The sequence below is a fragment of the Frankia sp. EI5c genome (assembly GCF_001636565.1).
GTDB lineage: Bacteria > Actinomycetota > Actinomycetes > Frankiales > Frankiaceae > Parafrankia.
In genome coordinates, this window is the sequence record NZ_LRTK01000096.1 from 19969 (window position 1) to 37365 (window position 17397).

A 17397-nucleotide genomic window follows, 5' to 3' on the forward strand; every position below is an offset into this window, starting at 1 on the left:
TGCGCATTGTGGGCCGAATGTGCCGCGGAACTACACGTGGAGACACGAACTGAAACCAGCGCACGGTGGACGGGCTTCCGCGGGCGCCTGGCCACGCGTCGAACCCTAGCAGAGTGAGTGTTTACCGGCGCCGTTTCCGGCTCCGGTGCCCTTTCGCCGGGCCAGCTTCCCACCCCGAGGCTTCCCGCGCTCCGGCACGGCCATTGCACGACTATCCCGGGCCTGGACGGAATTCGCACCGGACAGGCCCGCCGGATCACCGCGCCACCATGCCGGACGTGACCTCCCAGAGCCGCTCGGCGCTCTCCGGGTCCAGGGCGTGGTCGGCCACGCCGCCGGGGCGGCCCGGGGTGACCGGGAGCGCCTCGTTGCAGTCCTCGAAGTACCGCCCCCCGATGCCCACCAGCAGCGGCGAGGCCGCCACCAGCACCGACGTCGCTGCCCCCTGCTCGACGGACTTCCACTTCTGCTGCGGCGCCCCGCCGCGGGCGCGTATCCGCTCCACCTCGGCGGTGTCCACGTGCCGTTGCAGGTTGGTCTCGATGGCACCCGGCATCAGCGCGTTGGCGGTGATCCCGTCGCCGGCCCAGCGGCGGGTGGCCTCGACAGCGAAGAGGACGTTCGCGGTCTTGGACTGGCCGTATGCCACCCATGGCTGGTAAGGCCGCCGATCGAAGTGGAGGTCGGTGAAGTCCACGGCGGCCCGCAGGTGAGCCGCCGAGCTGACCGACACCACCCGGGCCCCGCCGGCCGCGGCGAGCGCCGGGCGCAGACCCTCCGCCAGGGCGAAATGGCCGAGGTGGTTGGTGGCGAACTGCAGTTCCCAGCCCTCCGGCGTGCGGGTCAGGGGGGTCGCCATGACGCCGGCGTTGTTCACCAGGATGTGCAGCGGACCAGCCCAGGCGGCGACGAAGGCCGCGACCGAGGCGCGGTCGGCCAGATCCAGGGCGGCCACCAGTACCGCTTTGTTACCGGTACTGGCCACGATGTCGTCGGCGGCCCGCCGGCCCGCCTCGGGGTCGCGCACCGCGAGAGTGACCTCACTGCCGGCCGCGGCGAGTACCCGCGCCGTCTCGACGCCGATCCCGGAGGACGCTCCGGTCACAACCGATCGGCGGCCCCCGAGGTCGACGCCCGCCAGCACCTCCGCCGCCGTGGACTGCGCGGTGAACGGAGTCGTCACCCGCTCGGTCGAAGTCATCGCCCGCCACTCTCCCGTCGCACTCCGACTATTGTCTCCCGGTCGCCGGCCGTCCGCCGGTCGGCTGGCGGAACCACGCGCCACCCGGCCTCAGGCCGCCCTGCGGGTGGGCGACCCGCCCGCGACCACCCAGCTGAGCCCCGCTCCGGGAGCGCCCGGCCCCGGACCGCTCGCACACCGCCGACATCGGCTCCGCACGGCCGGTCCGGCTGCCTGCGCCGGTGCGCGAGAAAGGAGCCGGAGGGCCCCGCCGGCCTCCGCCATCCGCCTTCGCCCGGCCGACCTTCGCCCCTTTCTGCGGACATTGTTCCCGCGGTTGAGTGAACCCGTCGGGCATACACCTGCACGACCTTGCCGGGCAGCGTGGCCAGCGATTCCCGGTCAGGTCAATTCTGCGAAAGCGAGTCTCTGGTGAGCATCTACGACGCGATCGGTGGCGCGACGGCTGTGGAGGCCGCGGTCGACGAGTTCTACGTTCGCGTGACGGCGGACCCCGTTCTCGCTCCTTTCTTCGCCGGCCGCGACCTGCCGAGCCTCAAGGCCCACCAGCGGGCGTTCATCGCCGCTGCGATCGGCGGCCCCGAGGTCTACCAGGGCCGCAACATTCCGGCCGTGCACACCCCGCTCAACATCACCAACTCCCACTTCGACGCGGTGGTGGACCACCTGGTCGCCGCCCTCCGCGGCCTGGGCGTCCCGGCCGAGACCACCGGTCAGATCGGGGCCGCGCTCGCTCCCCTCCGCTCGGAGATCGTCTCGGCCTGACCCACCGGCGGGGCCGGCCACCGCGGGTGTGACCCGGGTGGCCGAACCCTGTGCCGGCTGTTTCCGGCGGGAGCGGCCGGCGCTCAGCTCTCGGCCAGTACCAGCCTGCGCGCCTCCCGCCGAAGGACCTTCCCGTAGGCGCTCTTCGGGAGCGCGTCCAGGTAGATGATCTTCTTCGGCTTCTTGAAGCTGGCGATGTGGGCCGTGCTGAAACTGATGAGCTCCCCCTCCGGCGGAGGCGGTGAGCTGGCGGCGACGACGGCCGCCACGACGTTCTCGCCCCAGGTCTCGTCCGGTACGCCGAAGACCACGACCTCGGCCACTCCGGGATGCTGGACCAGCACCTCCTCGACCTCGCGCGGGTAGATGTTCGCCCCGCCGGAGATGATGACGTCGCTGCTGCGGTCCAGCAGGAACAGGCAGCCGCGCTCGTCGATGCGGCCGATGTCCCCGGTGTGCAGCCAACCGCCCCGCAGCGCCCGCTCGGTCGCCGCCGGGTTGTTCCAGTAGCCCCGCATCACCACGTCGCCGCGCACGCAGACCTCACCCTCACCGCCCGCGGGCACCGGGGCGTCGTCGTCGCCGAGGATGCGGACCTCGACCCCGGGGTGGGCCACTCCCGCGGAGTCGAGCGGGATGTCCGGCGCGCTCGCGTGGTTGAGGTAGGTGACTGTCATCGGCGACTCGCCCTGACCGTAGATCTGGACGAAGATCGGTCCGAACCGGTCGAGCATCGCCCGGGAGTGCTCGACGTGGATCGGCGCGCCGCCGTAGACGGCGCAGCGCAGGGAGCCGGTGTCCGCCGGCTCCGCGGCGAGCATCCTGACGATCATCGTCGGTACCAGGAAGGCGATGACCGTGACGCGTTCCCGGCCGACGAGGCCGAGCACGGCGTCCGGGTCGAAGCCGGCCCCGTCATAAATGATGTTGTCGGCGCCGCGGGCGATGGCTCCCAGCGCGTACAGGCCACTGCCGTGTGACAGCGGAGCCACATGCAGGACCACGTCGTCCGAGGTGTAGGCGCAGACGTCGGCGAGCAGCGTCCAGGTCATGACGAGCAGGTTGCGGTGGCTGAGCTGGGCGCCCTTGGGCCGGCCGGTCGTGCCGGAGGTGTAGAACAGCCAGGCCAGGTCGTCGGCGCCGACCTCGGCGGGCGCCAGGTCCGCCGTGCCCTCGGCGAGCAGCCGGCTGAAGCCGTCCTCCCCCGGCGCGGCGGGGTCGACCTCCACCGTGTGCACGTCGGCCAGCTCCAGCCCGCGCACCAGCGGGGCCGCGGCCGCCGAGTGGATGAGCGCCCGGGCACCGCTGTCCCCGACGATCACGGCCACCTCGGGCCCGGCGAGCTTCGCGTTCATCGGCACCGGCACAAGGCCGGCGTGCCAGGCGCCGAACAACGCGACCAGGTACTGCTCGCAGTTCGGCATGAACAGCCCGACCCGGTCGCCCGGCACGAGTCCGCGGCTCAGCAGCGCGGAGCCGAACCGCGCCGCGGCGTCCCCCAGTTCGCGGTAGGAGGTCCGGCGGCCGGCGAACCGCAGCGCGCAGCGGTCCGGGTGGCGCTGTGCCGACGTCGTCAACAAGCTCACGACATTGACCATCGTCAACCTCCGTCTGATCGGGCGGACCGTGTCACCGCGTGCTCGGATGCCGGGAGCCCCGTCCCGGAGCGTTCAGCGGCAGGATGCTGAGCGGCGGGACGTCCCCCGCTCGAAGGGGCCGCGGGTGCGTCGGCCCCCAGGACCTCCTGGGTGTGGGCACCCAGCCGCGGCGCCGGGCCGGCGACGCGTCCGGGGGTCCGTGAGAACCAGGCCGGCGTCCCCGGGAAACGCACCGGGCCGTGATCGCCCTCGACGGTCTCGAAGAAGCCGACCGCGTTGAGGTGCGGGTTGTCGAACAGCTCGTCGAGCGACCGCACCGGCGCGGCCGGGACGTCCAGCGAGCGGAGCAGGTCGAGCCAGTACTGCGTCGTGTGCTCGCGGAAGGTCTCGCCCAGCAGCGCGTAGACGGTGTCGATCTGGCGGGCCCGCTGCTCGAGGGTGGCGAGGTGCTCCCCGGCCCACGGCGGCCGCACCGCGTTGACGAACGCCGACCACTGCTTGTCGTTGTAGACGAGGACCGAGATGTAGCCGTCCTTGGTCCGGTGGGGCCGGCGGTTCGGCGCCACCGCCCTGGGATACACCGCCGGCCCCAGCGGCGGGCTGAACATCGCGCCGTTGGCGTGCTCGACGAGCATGAAGGCGGCCATGGTCTCGAACATCGCGACCTCGACCTCCTGCCCCTCGCCCGTCCGGGCCCGGTGGAACAGCGCCATCATCGTGGCGTAGAGGGCGGTCAGGCCGGCGACCTTGTCCGCCATGATGGTGCCGACGTAGTTGCTCTCACCGGTGAGCTGCTCCTGAGCGGCCGGGATCCCGCACTCCGCCTGGATGGTGTCGTCGTAGGCGGTCAGGTCCGCGTCCGGCCCGCGGCGGCCGTAGCCGTAGCAGTTGGTGTAGACGATCGACGGGTTCAGCTCGGCGACCGCCGCGTAGTCGAAACCCAGCCTGGCGATCGCCTTCGACCGCATCGAGTGGATGAACACGTCCGCGGAACCGACCAGCCCACGCAGCGCGGCCCGGCCCTCGGGGGACCGCAGGTCCAGCACCACGCTGCGCTTGCCGCGGTTCACGTTGACGAAGACACCGGCCATGCCCGGCTCCTGGCCGACGGAGATGTACCGCGTGTTGTCACCGGCCGGAGGCTCGATCTTGATGACATCCGCGCCCATGTCGGCCATGATCTGGGTGCAGTACGGCCCCATCACCATCGCGGTGAGATCGATCACGCGGATTCCGGCGAGCGGCCCCGAGTGCTGGCGGCCGGGGTTGCGCGGGTCGGGAACCTCACTCATCCGCGGTGTCCAAAGCCGTGGCGGACGCCGGCACCGCTGATACCGCTGGAACCGCGGCGAACTCCGCTGGAACCGCGGCGAACGCTGGAACTGCTAGGAGCCTTCACCTGGCGACCACCCCTAACCATTCTCGAGGCCCGCGCCGCCACTGCCGTGGGGGCCGGGTGACACCTGCCGAGGATCCCGGGTGTCCCGTGCGCCCGGCGGCCCGGCGCCCGGCGGCCCGGCGCGCGACGGCGGGCGAACGCCTGACGACGCCTGGAGGGTGGCACGCGACGGGTGGTGCACGGCCCTGGTCCCAGCAGCGCCGCACTCGGGGCACTTGTTTCCCGAAGGCGGCGCCCATCGAGAGTAGAGGATGAATCCTTGTAAGGATAGTGCTATCAAGATGTCGTGAGCAGCCCTCGTGACGTGCCGCAGGATACCCACCAGCCCGGACCCGACCAGCCCCGAACGGGCCAGGTCGCCACGCCGACCGCCGGGGGGACGGCCGCTGCCGGCGGGCGGGAGGCACCGGCGGTGCGGACGCTCGGCCCGATCGCCCGCGTCCTCGACGCCGCACTCGCCGCCCGCCCGGAGGCCACCGCGATCGAGGCGGCCTCCGGCTCCTGGACCTACGCCGAGCTCGACGAACAGGCCAGTCGGGCCGCCGGCGCGTTGTGGTCCCTGGGTGTCCGGCCGGGTGACCGCGTCGCCGCCTGCCTGCCCAACGACCTGGATATCGTCGCGGCCTTCCACGGCGCGCAGCGGATCGGCGCGGTCTGGGCGGGCATCGGCGAGGCGCTGACCGCGGGTGAGCAGGAGGACCTGCACCAGATCTGTGACCCCACGGTCGTGCTCGCCGGGCCGCGCTGCCTGCTGGGCACGGGTGACCGCGTCGACACCGACCGCTGGCACGAGCTGCTGGCCCGCGGTGAGCGCGCCCCGTCGCTCGACCTCGACCTCGACGCCCCCGCCGGCATCGCCTTCACCAGCGGGACGTCCGGACGCCCCAAGGCGGTCGTGCACAGTCAGCGCAACCTGCTGCTGCCCGGCGCCGTACTCGTCGCCACCCGCGGCTGGGGGCCCGAGCTGCGCAAGGGCGACAGCTTCCCCTTGACGATCCTCAACCTCATGGTCCTGTCGACCCTGCTCACCGCCCAGGCCGGCGGCTGCGCGGTGGTGATGAACCGGCGTGACGTCGCCGGGGTCGTCGAATGGATCTCCAGCCGCCGGGTCACCGTGTGGAACGGCGCGCCGGCCCAGCTCTACGACCTCGCCGCGCGACCGGAGGCGGACCTGAGCTCCCTGCGGGAGGTGTGGAGCGGGGGCAGCGACACCCCCGACGGGCTGCGCACCGCCTTCGCCGAGGCACACGGGCTGGTCCCGCGGGTCACCTACGGCCTCACCGAGGCACCGACCGTCGTGTCGATCGACCCGGCGGACGGCGAGTGGCGGCCCGGCAACAGCGGCCAGGTCCTGCCGAGCTACGACGTCGCGGCCTACGACGACGACGGCAACCGGCTGCCTCCCGGCGAGCTCGGCGAGCTGAAGCTGAGTGGCGCGACAACCGGACCGTGGGCCGGTCTGTGGCGGCCGCTGCTCGGCTACTGGGAGGAGGGCCGGATCCGCCCGCCCGAGCCCGGCCCGGTCGCCACCGGCGACGTCGGCACCGTCGGCGCGGACGGCTGGCTGTCAGTGCTGGACCGCAAGAAGCTGGTCATCATCCGGGGCGGGGCGAACATCTACCCGCTGGAGGTGGAGCGGGTCATCGCCACCCACCCGGACGTCGCCCGGGTCGCGGTCTGCCCGGTGCCCGACGACCGCCTCGGCCAGCGGGTCGCCGCGGTCGTCGAGAGCGCGGGCCNCGCACTCGACCTGGACGCGCTCGCGGACCTGTGCCGGCGCGAGCTCTCCCCCTACAAGGTCCCCGAGTTCTGGACGCAGGTCGACGCGCTGCCGGTGAACGCCATGGGCAAGGTACAGCGCACTGGCCTCGCCGACCTCGTCCAGACCAACCGGTGACAGGCCCCGCTCCTCGAGATCACCCGGCGCCTCGCGAGCGCCCGGTCCGGATGAGCGAGGACGAGGCCTGGGAGTTCGTGGCGTCCGCGCACACCGGGGTGCTCACCACGCTGCGCGCGGACGGCGCCCCGGTCTCGCTGCCGATGTGGTTCGTCGTCGTCGACCGCGCCGTCTACCTGTCCACGCCGCCCGGGGCCGCCAAGCTGGCGCGGATCCGCCGCGAACCGCGGGCGGCGTTCCTGGTCGAGTCCGGCGAGGCGTGGGTGGAGCTGCGCGCCGTCCACATCAGCGGCCGGGTGCGGGTCGTGACGGACACCGCCACCCGCACCCGGGTGCGGGACCTGCTCGACAGCAAGTACGCCGCCCACCGGGTGGCGCCGCACCGGCTGCCGGCCGCGGCCCGCGCCGCCTATGCCGACCGCACCGTGCTCAGACTGGACCCCGAAGGTCGCCTGCTGCGCTGGGACAACTCCCGGATCCGGCTGGCCGACACCGCCACAGAAGGGACATCCGCATGACGTCAGCTCCCGAGGGCAGCGCCGGGACAGGCAGCGCGACCGGCACCGGAGCTGGCTCCGGGGCCGGCACCGGAGCTGGCTCCGGGGCCGGCACCGGGGCGGGCTCCGGGGCCGCCGGCGGGACTGATGCCGCGGCCCGCGTGTTCGGCCTCGACGGGCGGGTCGCGATCGTCACCGGCGCCTCCTCCGGCCTCGGTGTCGCGGTCGCGCGGGCGCTGGCCTCGTTCGGCGCCCGCGTCGCGGTCGTCGCCCGCCGGCTCGACAAGCTGACCGAGCTCGCCAAGGAGATCGACGGCCTCCCGGTCGCCTGCGACCTGTCCGACCTCGCCGCCGTGCGCAGGGTCGTGCCCGCCGTCGTCGAGGGCCTCGGCGCGCCCGAGATCCTCGTGAACGGCGCCGGCAGCATGTTCACCTACGAACGCGCCGAATCCGAGCCGGTCGAGGATTCCCGCCGCACCATCGACCTCAACCTGCTCGCCCCGTTCCTACTCTCCCAGGACGTCTTCCCGCACATGGTCGCCGCCGGCCGCGGGACCATCATCAACGTCTCGTCCATCAGCGGGAAGGTCGGCATCCCCGGAATTCCGCAGGCATCCTACGCCGCCAGCAAGGCGGGCCTTTCGGGGCTGACCTCGGAGCTCGCCGTGCAGTGGGCACGGCACTCGATCAGGGTGAACACCGTGGCCCCCGGCTTCTTCCGCAGCGAGATCACCGGCCCGCTCTACTCCAGTGAGCGGTCCATCGAATATCTGCGCCGCAACACCCCCCTGCCCAAGGAGGGAACCGCCGAGGACATCGTGGGCGCGGTGCTGTGGCTGGCCGGTGACGCCGGCAGCTATGTGACCGGCCAGACAATCGTCGTGGACGGCGGCTGGACGGCACGCTGACCGCTCACCGCGCTGTCCTTGCGCTGGCACCAGTCAGCGTGGGAACGAGTTGGGTGAGACGCCGTCCAGGTCCGCGTTCCCGAGAATCGTGCCCTGCAGGGTCAGATCCCAGCCGGCGGTGCCTGAGCCGTAGCTGATGGTCCGGTCGAAACGCTGGAAGTCACAGTCCCGCCCGAACCCGGTGCCGTCCCACTCGGACCCCGTCGTCACGTAGATCTGATAGGCGCCGTTCGGGATTCCCGCGGTCCGCTGGGTGCCGTACGCCCGGACGTAGATCTTGAGCCGCGGAGACCTTTCGCCGGTGGCGACGAGGCTGACGACCGCGTCCTGGTCACCGCGGGCGTTGTCGACCTCCAGGTAGGCACGGCTGTCGGGATCAGGTGTGCCGAACACCGTGCCCGCCGCGGGTGGCCTGGCAGCCTCTGCCCGGGCCGGGAGAAACGCGGCGGCCACATAGCCCCCGGCGGAGGGCGAGCCGGCGAGGGAACGGGCCGCGGCCCGGAGCCGCTCGGCGGCGGCGGAACGCCCGAGGTCGCCGGCTGCCGACGCCCCGGTGCAGAGCACGCGTTGCCCGCCGGCCTCGGCCACCTCCTCCGCCTCGTCGGCCAGGTCGCGCAGAGCACGCACGAGTTCGGCGTGCGCCTGGCCGACCGGACCCGGCGGTGTCAGCCCGCGCAGAGCCTTGCGCTGCTCATCCAGCGCCTCCTTCAGCTGCCCGGCCCGGACGTTCACATCGTCCGGGGTGGCGGCGGCCACGAGATCCCCGAAGGCGGGCCCGACCCGGTTGTCGAACGTGGTCAGCGCCTGCTGGTAAACCGCCTCGGTAACGGGTGGATCCGACGCACGGGTGAGCCAGAGGGCACCCGCCGTCGTCCCCGCCAGCAGCAGGACGAGCACGGAGGCTGTGAGCAGGAAGCCTCGCCGGCGGCGAGGCCGACCGGACGATCCACCGGACGCCGGCACACCCGAACTCCGCACACCCGAACTCCGTGCGCTCGGGGGCGGCACGCCCGGTTCCCCCGCCGACGAAGCCGGTGAGCTGGTGACGCGGATCCGGATCAACACGCCGGGGGCGATGCGGCCGACGCCACCGCCGGGGGCGCGGGCCGCCAGCCGGATCAGGGTGTTGTCCCGCACTCCGGCCGGAATCCGAACTTTGACCAGCTGGTGCCCCGCCTCACCGGCGTGCGGTACGGCCACTTCCCGGATGACGGCCTGCCGCGTCTCCCTGCTGTCGAGAACGACGACGAGTTCGTCGTCGTCGGCTGCGCGTGACGGCCTGTCCTCGCCGGTCCCCGAGGATCCCATCGCCCGATCATCTGCCGGGCCGCACGGGAGGAACCCCGCCTTTTGCGGAGATGTCCGATGAGGACGCATGAGGACTTCCCCAGACGCGGGAAACCGGGCGCGGGAAACCGGGCGCGGGGCCCGCGGATCAGACCAGGATCCGCGGGCCCGGCGCGCCGCCGCTGTCCCGGAGCTAGGTGTTCCGGCCGCCGTTCACGCCGAAGACCTGTCCGGTGATGTAACCGGCCTCCTCGCGGACGAGGAAGGCACAGGCGGCCGCGATGTCCTCGGGCTGGCCGATCCGGCNGACCGGGGTCTTCGCGATCTGCGCCTCGGAGTTCATCAGGCCGTTCTTCTCGGAGTCCCGCAGCATCGGGGTGTCGATGAAGCCCGGCGGGATGGTGTTGACCGTGATGCCCCGGGGCCCGAACTCCAGCGCGAGCACCTTGGTCAGACCCACCACCCCGGACTTCGCGGCCACGTAGGCGGCCAGCCGCGGACTGCCGCTGTGGACGCTGGACGAGGAGATGTTCACGATCCGGCCCCAGCCCTCGGCCAGCATCTCCGGGAGCACCGCCTGGCAGCAGTGGAAGGTGCCGGTGAGGTTCACCTCGAGCGTGCGGACCCACGACTCGTAGGTGATGTCGAGGAAGGGGCTCGGCGGCGTCATCCCGGCGTTGTTCACCAGGATCGTCGGCCGGCCGAGATCGGCGCGGGTCCGCTCGACCCCGGTGCCGATCGCGGCGCGGTCCGTGACGTTGACGGCGTAGCCACGCGCCGTCCCGCCCGCGGTCTCGATGGAGGCCGCGGCCACCTCGGCGGCCGCACCGTCCAGGTCGAAGATCGCCACCTTGGCGCCGTCCGCGGCCAGCCGCCGGCTGATCGCCAGGCCGATGCCCGAGGCACCGCCGGTGACGATGGCCGTGCGGCCGCCGGCCGGGCCGGCTCCGTCGGAACCGACCGAACCGGTGCTCACGGCGCGTTCCCATCAGCGGCGGCGGCCGCCGCATCCTTCTCCAGGCGTTCGGTGGCGAGCTTGCGCAGATCAGCGGTCTTGATCTTCGCACTGCCCGTCATCTTGAAGTCGTCCTCGGCGAAGAACAACACCTCGCGGGGGACCTTGTAGCTCGCCAGCCGTTCCCGCAGGAAGGCCCGGATCTGCCCGGCCTCGGCCTCCACACCGTCGTGGAGCACGACGCAGGCCACCACCAGCTCACCGAGGGTCTCGTGCGGCACCCCGACCGTGAACCCGGCCTTCACCCCGGGGAAGGTGATGAGCGTCTCGTCCACCTCTCGGGGCGAGACGTTCGCGCCGCCGGTCTTGATGATGTCGTTCAGCCGGCCCTTCCAGAACAGCAGGCCGTCGGCGTCGACATAGCCGCCGTCGCCGGTCCGGAAGTAGCCCTCGGCGTCCAGCGTCTCGTCGAGCGGGATGCCGAGGTAGCCGAGCATCAGGGTCGGGCCCTTCACGCAGATCTCGCCCTGCTCGCCGCGCGGCAGCACCACGCCGGTGAGCGGGTCGACGATCTTCAGGGTGACCCCGGGCAGCGGCGGGCCGCTGCTGTCCCGGTGCGTCTCCGGCGGGGTGTCGGCCGGGAAGCAGGTCGTGAGCGTGAAGGTCTCGGTGTTGCCGTAGGCGTGGCCCGGCTCATGCCAGTTCGTCGTGACCGTGGGGTGGCGGGCCAGCGCCGTGGACACGTCGACGAACCGCATGCTGCTGAGGTCGACGTCCGCCCAGTTCGGCGCCGCCTCCAGCTGCGCCCACTGGTGCGGCCAGGCGAACGGGAAGTTCACCCGCTCCGCCTGCATGAGCTCCAGCGCCTCCTCGGGAACCATCGTCGCCTGCAGGACGACCGACCCGCCGGTGGAGAAGGTGGAACCGAGGACCATGCCGAAGTTGCCGGACCAGAAGAAGCCGTTGGCGGCCCAGCTGCGGATGTTGTCCGCCGGCTCGAACCGGTACATGCGGGCGAACCGCCACAGCTGGATGGCGATGCCCCGGTGCGAGTTGAGGATGCCCTTCGGCCTGCTGGTGGTACCGGAGGAGAAGAACAGCGCCGCCAGGTCGCTCGGCGCCACCGAGGCACCGGTCGCCTCCACCAGTTCCCGCGGCTCGTCGCGCCCGTGGTCGAGGAAGTCCTTCCAGGACTCGATCGCCCCGCCCACCGCGCCTTCGCCGATCACGGCGAGCCGGCGCAGGAAGGGGAAGCGGGCCGACTGCAGCGCCCCCGGCCGGGCCCGGCCGATCTCCGGCTCGAGCTCGGTCAGCAGGGCCGCGAAGTCCTTCTTGACGACAGTGCCCTCGAACAGCAGCACCGACGTCCCGGACACCTGTAACAGGTGGTCGAGCTCGGCGGCGGTGGAGAAGGTGCTGAGCACCACCGCCACGCCGCCGGCGAGGCCGACGCCGAAGACCGCCGAGATCCACTCCGGCCGGTTCGTCATGAGGACGCCGACCCGGGAGTCCTTGCCCACGCCGCACGCCCGCAGCGCGCTGGCCACCTCGACCGCCCGCTCCCACAGGTCGGTGTAGGACCAGCGCTCGGTGCCGTCGGCCGTACGCCAGACCAGGGCCTCGCGGTCGCCGTAGGTCCGGGTGACCTCCCGGAGGAAGCCGGGCAGGGTCAGCGGACCCAGGCCCGGCTCCTCACTCAGCGGCGGGCCCGACACGATCGAGAGTGCTTCCTGGGGTTCCGCGGAACCTTTCCCGTTCGCCGCAGCCATCGTCTCAGTCCCCGGTCACTTCGCGGTCGCTCGCGTAGGGAAGCTCGACCTCCGCGGTGCAGTCGACCAGCAGGCCGCCGTCCTGGTTGGTCAGGCGCAGCCGCACCTGGACGACCGGGACGCCCCAGACGGACTCCGCCTGCTTGTCGACGACCTCGGCGTCGAAGTAGGTGACGTCCCCTTCGAAGGCGGGGCCGCGGAAGTTGGCCCTGGTGTGACGGACCATGCCCTCGTGCCCCGCCCAGTAGGCGAGGTAGTCGGTGCACCAGGCACCCATCGTGGCGCCGTAGCCGTAGGCGCGGGCCATGCCGACCTCGCTGGCCTTGTCGGCGTCGATGTGGCCGCGGGACGGGCCGACGTAGAGGCCGTCGCGCAGCCGCGGGTCGATCCGGGCGCCCTCCTCGTCGAAGCCGAAGCCCTCGACCCAGCCCGGGTCCTGGTTGACCCAGGGGTCCTCGATGCCGGGGGGCGCCACCCACTGGAAGGTGCCCCAGATGTTGAACAGGAAGGCCCGGTACTCGGTGGTGAAGCTGGCGATGCTGTGCGGGCCGATCACGCGCCGGGGAAGCACGTCACCGACCTTCACCTCCTCGAACGCCGGGGAGACGCCGGCCCGGTTCGACAGCAGCCAGGAGTGGCGCAGCTTCTCGATCTCCGCGAGCTCGGTCTGCGTCCAGCGCTTGAGCTCGCCGAGCTGGCTCTCGTACATGCCGCGCTTCTCCGCCTCGGAGGCGAGGTAGCGGATGGCCGTGGAGCGCTCGCGCGCAACCAGGTCGCCGACCTGGTTGGTGTGGGTCGTGTCGCCGCGGGAGAACATCGTCGGCCCGGCGAACTTCGTGTCCGTGACCTTGTAGTCGTGGAAGCGGCGCTTCTGGTAGAGCTTGTCCCCCGGCCGCACGCGCGGGCCGTAGAACCACCACTCCTCGCCACCGAAGATGAGGTGGCTGCCGGGGATGTAGCCCACGCAGGCCGGTGCGGCGCCGTGCCCGTAGTCCAGCCCGACGGCGATGGACTGCGGGGCGACGAGGCCGCCGAACCTGCTCTTCTTCGCGAACTCCTCATCCCAGTGGATCGGGTTGGGGTAGTCCATCGCCATCACCCAGCGACGGATGTCGCTCGGCGCGCACGGCTCCCACAGCTGCCCGCCGCCGACGGGCTTGCCCACCCGGTGGTCGACGTCGGTGAGGTCCAGCTTGGGGGTCTGCTCCGTCTCGGAACTCTCGCTCATCGGTCTGCTCCCGACTACCGGTTGACGTCGACGACGATGCGGCCACGGACCTTGCCGGCGAGGAGCCGCTCGGCGGCGTCGATGACGTCGCCCAGCGCGATCTCCTCGGCGATCAGTTCCAGCGCGGCCGGGTCCAGGTCGCTGGCGAGCCGCGCCCAGGCGGCCAGCCGGGGGGCCGCGGGGGCCATCACGCTGTCGATGCCGAGCAGCGACACGCCGCGCAGGATGAACGGCGCGACCGACGCCGGGAAGTCCATGCCCTGGGCGAGACCGCACGCGGCGACCGCGCCGCCGTAGCGGGTCTGCGCGGTGGCGTTGGCCAGCGTGAAGCTGCCGACCGAGTCGACGACCCCGGCCCACCGCTCCTTCTGCATCGGCTTGCCCTTTTCGGAGAGCTCGGCGCGGTCCAGGACCGTCACCGCGCCGAGCTCCTTCAGGTAGTCAGCCTCCGAAGCCTTCCCCGTCGCCGCCGCGACCTTGAATCCCGCCTTGGTCAGCAGCGCGACCGCCACGCTGCCGACGCCGCCGGTCGCGCCGGTCACCAGCACCTCGCCCTGCTCGGGACGGACGCCGAACTTCACCAGCGCGTCCACGCACAGGCTCGCGGTGTAGCCGGCGGTGCCGATCGCCATCGACTGCCGGGGGGTGAAGGCCGACGGCAGCGGCACCAGCCAGTCGCCCTTGAGCCGGGCCCGCTGCGCGAACCCGCCCCAGTGCGTCTCACCCACGCCCCAGCCGTTGAGCACGACACGGTCGCCGGACTTCCAGTCCGCGTGCGAGCTCTCACTGACCACGCCGACAAGGTCGATGCCGGGGACCATCGGGAACTTCCGCACCACCGGCGACTTCCCGGTGATGGCGAGACCGTCCTTGTAGTTCAACGTCGAGTACTCGACCTCGACGGTGACGTCTCCCTCCGGGAGCGCCGACTCGTCCAGGGTCGTGCGTCCGACGGTCTGGCCGGAGTCGCCTTTTTCGATGAGGATCGCGGAAAACATCGGAGAAACTGGCCCTTTCTACACGGGCGGCGGGCCGCCCTACTGATAAGCGAGGATTCCCTTGGTCTCCAGGTACTCCTCGAAGCCGAACTCGCCCCATTCGCGGCCGTTGCCGCTCTTCTTGAAACCGCCGAAGGGCGCGGCGAAGTCGAACCCGTCGTTGATCGTGAGCATGCCGACCNGGACCCGGCGGGCCNCCGCGCGGGCCTGCTCGATGTCCGCGCCGGACACGTTGCCGGCGAGGCCGTACTCGCTGTCGTTGGCGATCTCGATGGCGTTGTCGATGTCGGAGTAGCCGATGATGGCGAGCACCGGCCCGAAGATCTCCTCCNGGGCGATGGTCATGTCGTTGTGCACGCCCGCGAAGACGGTCGGCCGGACGAAGAAGCCCTTCTCCAGGCCCTCCGGGCGGCCGAGGCCGCCGATGACGAGCGTCGCGCCCTCGTCGATGCCCTTCTGGATCAGCGCCTGGATCTTGTCGAACTGGGCTCCGGAGACCACCGGGCCGATCGCGACCTCGGTCGTCGGGTCACCGACGGAGGTCTGCTCCGCGGCCGCGCGGGCCGCCTCGATGGCCTCGTCCAGCCGGGACGCGGGCACCAGCATGCGGGTCGCGGCGCTGCACGTCTGACCGGAGTTGAGCATCACGCCCGCCACGCCCTTGGCGACGTTCGCGGCGAAGTCGGCGTCGTCCAGGATGATGTGCGGGCCCTTGCCGCCCAGCTCCTGGGTGACCCGCTTGACGCCGGGCGCGGCGTTGCGGGCGATCTCCACGCCGGCGCGGGTCGAGCCGGTGAAGGAGACCATGTCGACGTCCGGGTGGACGGTCAGCGGCACACCCACGCTCAGGCCGTCGCCCTGCACCAGGTTGAAGACCCCGGCGGGGACACCCGCGGCCTCCAGGATCTCGGCGAAGATCTGGCCGGTGAACGGCGTGTTCTCCGACGGCTTGAGCACCATGGTGCAGCCGGTGGCCAGGGCGGGGGCGACCTTGACCGCGATCTGGTTCAGCGGCCAGTTCCACGGGGTGATCAGCCCGCACACCCCGATCGGCTCGCGCACGACCAGGGTGGAGCCGCGCAGCTCCTCGAAGACGTAGTTCTTCAGGATCTCGATCGCGGTGGTCAGGTGGCCCGCGCCCAGTCCGACCTGGAAGCCGCCCGCGAGGGCCGCCGGCGCGCCCATTTCCTCGGTCAGCGCGGCGCCGATGTCGGCGGTCCGCTTCTGGTAGACGTCGAGGATGTTCTCGAGCAGCTCGATGCGCTCCTCGCGGGTGCTCGCCGACCAGCTCGGGAACGCGGCCTTCGCCGCGGCCACGGCGCGGTCGACGTCGGCGGCCGAACCGGCGGCCACCACCCCGGCGATCTCCTCGGTGGCGGGGTTCACCACGTTGAAGGTCGCGTCCTCGGCCGGGTCGACCCACCGGCCACCGATGTAGAACTTCAGTGCTTCACGCATAACTTCCCGAACTCCTCTCCTGGGACCTGCGGACGGATATCAGTCGGACGGACGGCGCTGGCCGTCACTGGGTGCCTTCCGCATACCAGGTGCGGAACTCGTCGTAGCTCGGCATTTCCTCCGAGTTCGCCTTCGGGTCGACGGCGACGTGGATGACCGCCGTCTTTCCGCTGGCGTACGCGCGCTTGATGGCGGGCGCGATGTCCTCGTCGCGCTCGACGTACTCGCCGTAGCAGCCGAAACCCTCGGCGACCTTGTCGAAGCGGGTCTCCTTGCTCCAGTGGGTGCCGGTCTCCAGCGACCCCTGGCCGAACGTGCGCTTGTAGACGCCGACCTCCAGGCCCCAGGCGTAGTCGACGGCGACGACGCAGACCAGCGGCAGGTTGAGGCGGGCGGCGGTCTCCAGCTCGGCGATGTGGAACTGGAACGACGAGTCACCGGTGATCAGCATCATCGGCCGCTTGCCACCGGCCGCGACACCGGCACCCACCGCGTACGGAAGGCCGGTGCCCAGGTGGCCGAAGTTCTGGTTCCACATGACGTCGTGCGGCTTGGCCTGCGAGTAGGTCCAGCCGAAGATGGTCGTGGCGCCGCCGTCGCGGACCATGATGCCGTCGGCCGGGAAGACCTTCGTGGCCTCGACGATGAGGCGGGCCGGGTGCACCGGGGAGCCGCCGGAAGGCGCCGTCTCGGCCAGTTCGGCGAGCCGCTCGGCGTCCTGGCGGATCCAGCCGGCCAGCTCCGGCGTCGGGGTGCGCGGNGANTCCNNGAGCGCCTCGACCAGCTGCGGGACGATCGCGCGCAGGTCGCCGACCAGCGGGACGTCGATCGGGCGGTTGACGCCGATCGCCTCCGCGTCCTGCTCGATGAGGATCCAGGTGCGGTTGGCCTCGTTCGCCAGCCAGTGCCGCCCGCGCCCGTAGTGGACCGGCTCACCCAGCTCGGTGCCGATCGCCACGACGAGGTCGGACTGCACGACCGCGTCGACCGCGGCGGGCGAGAAGCCGTACGAGAAGGTGCGGTCCTCCAGGCCCTTGATGTACGAGGTGCCGCCGGAGGTCTGGATGGCCGGAGCGGCGACCAGGTCCGCCAGCGCCTTGACCGACTCCCCCGCGCGGGCGGTGTGCACACCGTGCCCGACCAGCAGAATCGGCTGCTTCGCCGCCTTGATCGCGGCGACGGCCGCGGCGATCCTGTCCGGGCCGGCGGTCTGGCCGACCAGCCGGTACCGCGACGGCGGCAGCGGCTCCGGGACGTCGAGCTCCTCCTGGATGATGTGCGAGGGGTACTCGATGTAGACCGGGCCCGGCGTGCCGGACAGCGCCTTGCGCAGCCCCTCCCGAATCACCTCGTCGGTCTGGTCGGCGTACTCGATGCTCGCGTTGTACTTCACCGACGGGTCGAACAGCTCCGCCTGCTTCACGAACTGGATGCGGC

Annotated in this window: 14 protein-coding genes and 5 pseudogenes; 5 read left to right on the plus strand and 14 right to left on the minus strand. The window is 71.8% G+C overall.

Annotation, left to right across the window (positions count from 1 at the left end):
- Positions 1 to 256: 256 nt before the first annotated feature.
- On the minus strand, positions 257 to 1201 hold the full coding sequence (locus UG55_RS24010) for an SDR family NAD(P)-dependent oxidoreductase (RefSeq protein WP_066073424.1): 945 nt from the start codon (positions 1199 to 1201) through the stop codon (positions 257 to 259).
- 411 nt (positions 1202 to 1612) lie between these two features.
- On the opposite strand from UG55_RS24010, the gene UG55_RS24015 reads away from it, so the two are divergent.
- Positions 1613 to 1966 carry a group 1 truncated hemoglobin gene (locus UG55_RS24015; protein ID WP_066073429.1) on the plus strand — a complete coding sequence of 118 codons (354 nt, stop codon included), beginning with the start codon at positions 1613 to 1615 and terminating at the stop codon, positions 1964 to 1966.
- 83 nt (positions 1967 to 2049) lie between these two features.
- Here UG55_RS24015 and UG55_RS24020 read toward each other — a convergent pair whose 3' ends face one another.
- Positions 2050 to 3552: an AMP-binding protein gene (locus UG55_RS24020; protein WP_242425016.1), complete on the minus strand. Its 1503-nt coding sequence runs from the start codon at positions 3550 to 3552 to the stop codon at positions 2050 to 2052.
- A 14-nt stretch (positions 3553 to 3566) separates the two neighbouring features.
- Positions 3567 to 4856: a CaiB/BaiF CoA-transferase family protein gene (locus tag UG55_RS24025; RefSeq protein WP_242425017.1), complete on the minus strand. Its 1290-nt coding sequence runs from the start codon at positions 4854 to 4856 to the stop codon at positions 3567 to 3569.
- Positions 4857 to 5375: 519 nt separating this feature from the next.
- Between UG55_RS24025 and UG55_RS24030 the strand changes: the two genes are divergently transcribed.
- The 4 genes and pseudogenes from UG55_RS24030 to UG55_RS24040 all read left to right on the plus strand — a co-directional run.
- Positions 5376 to 6702: class I adenylate-forming enzyme family protein (locus tag UG55_RS24030; protein ID WP_242425019.1), on the plus strand; the 1327-nt coding region annotated here is incomplete at its 3' end.
- A gap of 1 nt (position 6703) precedes the next feature.
- Positions 6704 to 6860: pseudogene (locus UG55_RS42625) on the plus strand (long-chain fatty acid--CoA ligase); the annotation flags it as partial.
- Between the two features lie 50 nt (positions 6861 to 6910).
- Positions 6911 to 7378, plus strand: coding sequence for a pyridoxamine 5'-phosphate oxidase family protein (locus tag UG55_RS24035; RefSeq protein ID WP_066073435.1), 468 nt, complete (start codon positions 6911 to 6913; stop codon positions 7376 to 7378).
- A complete protein-coding gene (locus UG55_RS24040) occupies positions 7375 to 8265 on the plus strand; it encodes an SDR family NAD(P)-dependent oxidoreductase (RefSeq protein WP_242425018.1) in 891 nt (296 codons plus the stop codon). Before UG55_RS24035 ends, UG55_RS24040 begins: the two co-directional genes overlap by 4 nt.
- A gap of 33 nt (positions 8266 to 8298) precedes the next feature.
- Here UG55_RS24040 and UG55_RS24045 read toward each other — a convergent pair whose 3' ends face one another.
- The 11 genes and pseudogenes from UG55_RS24045 to UG55_RS42655 all read right to left on the minus strand — a co-directional run.
- Positions 8299 to 9573, minus strand: coding sequence for a hypothetical protein (locus UG55_RS24045; RefSeq protein WP_066073438.1), 1275 nt, complete (start codon positions 9571 to 9573; stop codon positions 8299 to 8301).
- A 172-nt stretch (positions 9574 to 9745) separates the two neighbouring features.
- Positions 9746 to 9858, minus strand: a 113-nt coding sequence (locus UG55_RS42630) for an SDR family oxidoreductase (protein WP_242425020.1), incomplete at its 5' end; no start/stop codon positions are given.
- 1 nt (position 9859) lies between these two features.
- A pseudogene (locus UG55_RS24050) lies at positions 9860 to 10528 on the minus strand (SDR family NAD(P)-dependent oxidoreductase); the annotation flags it as partial.
- Positions 10525 to 12276, minus strand: a complete 1752-nt coding sequence (locus UG55_RS24055) for a class I adenylate-forming enzyme family protein (RefSeq protein WP_066073445.1) — start codon at positions 12274 to 12276, stop codon at positions 10525 to 10527. The pseudogene UG55_RS24050 and the gene UG55_RS24055, both read right to left, overlap by 4 nt.
- Positions 12277 to 12280: 4 nt before the next feature.
- A complete protein-coding gene (locus UG55_RS24060; protein ID WP_066073448.1) occupies positions 12281 to 13504 on the minus strand; it encodes a MaoC family dehydratase N-terminal domain-containing protein in 1224 nt (407 codons plus the stop codon).
- A 14-nt stretch (positions 13505 to 13518) separates the two neighbouring features.
- Positions 13519 to 14502, minus strand: a complete 984-nt coding sequence (locus UG55_RS24065) for an MDR family oxidoreductase (RefSeq protein WP_066073451.1) — start codon at positions 14500 to 14502, stop codon at positions 13519 to 13521.
- Positions 14503 to 14541: 39 nt separating this feature from the next.
- On the minus strand, positions 14542 to 14683 hold a 142-nt coding region (locus tag UG55_RS42635), incomplete at its 5' end, for an aldehyde dehydrogenase family protein (protein ID WP_242425021.1).
- A 16-nt stretch (positions 14684 to 14699) separates the two neighbouring features.
- A pseudogene (locus tag UG55_RS42645) lies at positions 14700 to 14833 on the minus strand (aldehyde dehydrogenase family protein); the annotation flags it as partial.
- 1 nt (position 14834) lies between these two features.
- Positions 14835 to 15960 (minus strand): annotated as a pseudogene (locus UG55_RS24070) (aldehyde dehydrogenase family protein); the annotation flags it as partial.
- Between the two features lie 64 nt (positions 15961 to 16024).
- A partial coding sequence (locus UG55_RS42650; RefSeq protein WP_396231001.1) for a thiamine pyrophosphate-dependent enzyme occupies positions 16025 to 16723 on the minus strand: 699 nt, incomplete at its 5' end.
- Between the two features lie 6 nt (positions 16724 to 16729).
- Positions 16730 to 17397, minus strand: a pseudogene (locus UG55_RS42655) (thiamine pyrophosphate-binding protein); the annotation flags it as partial.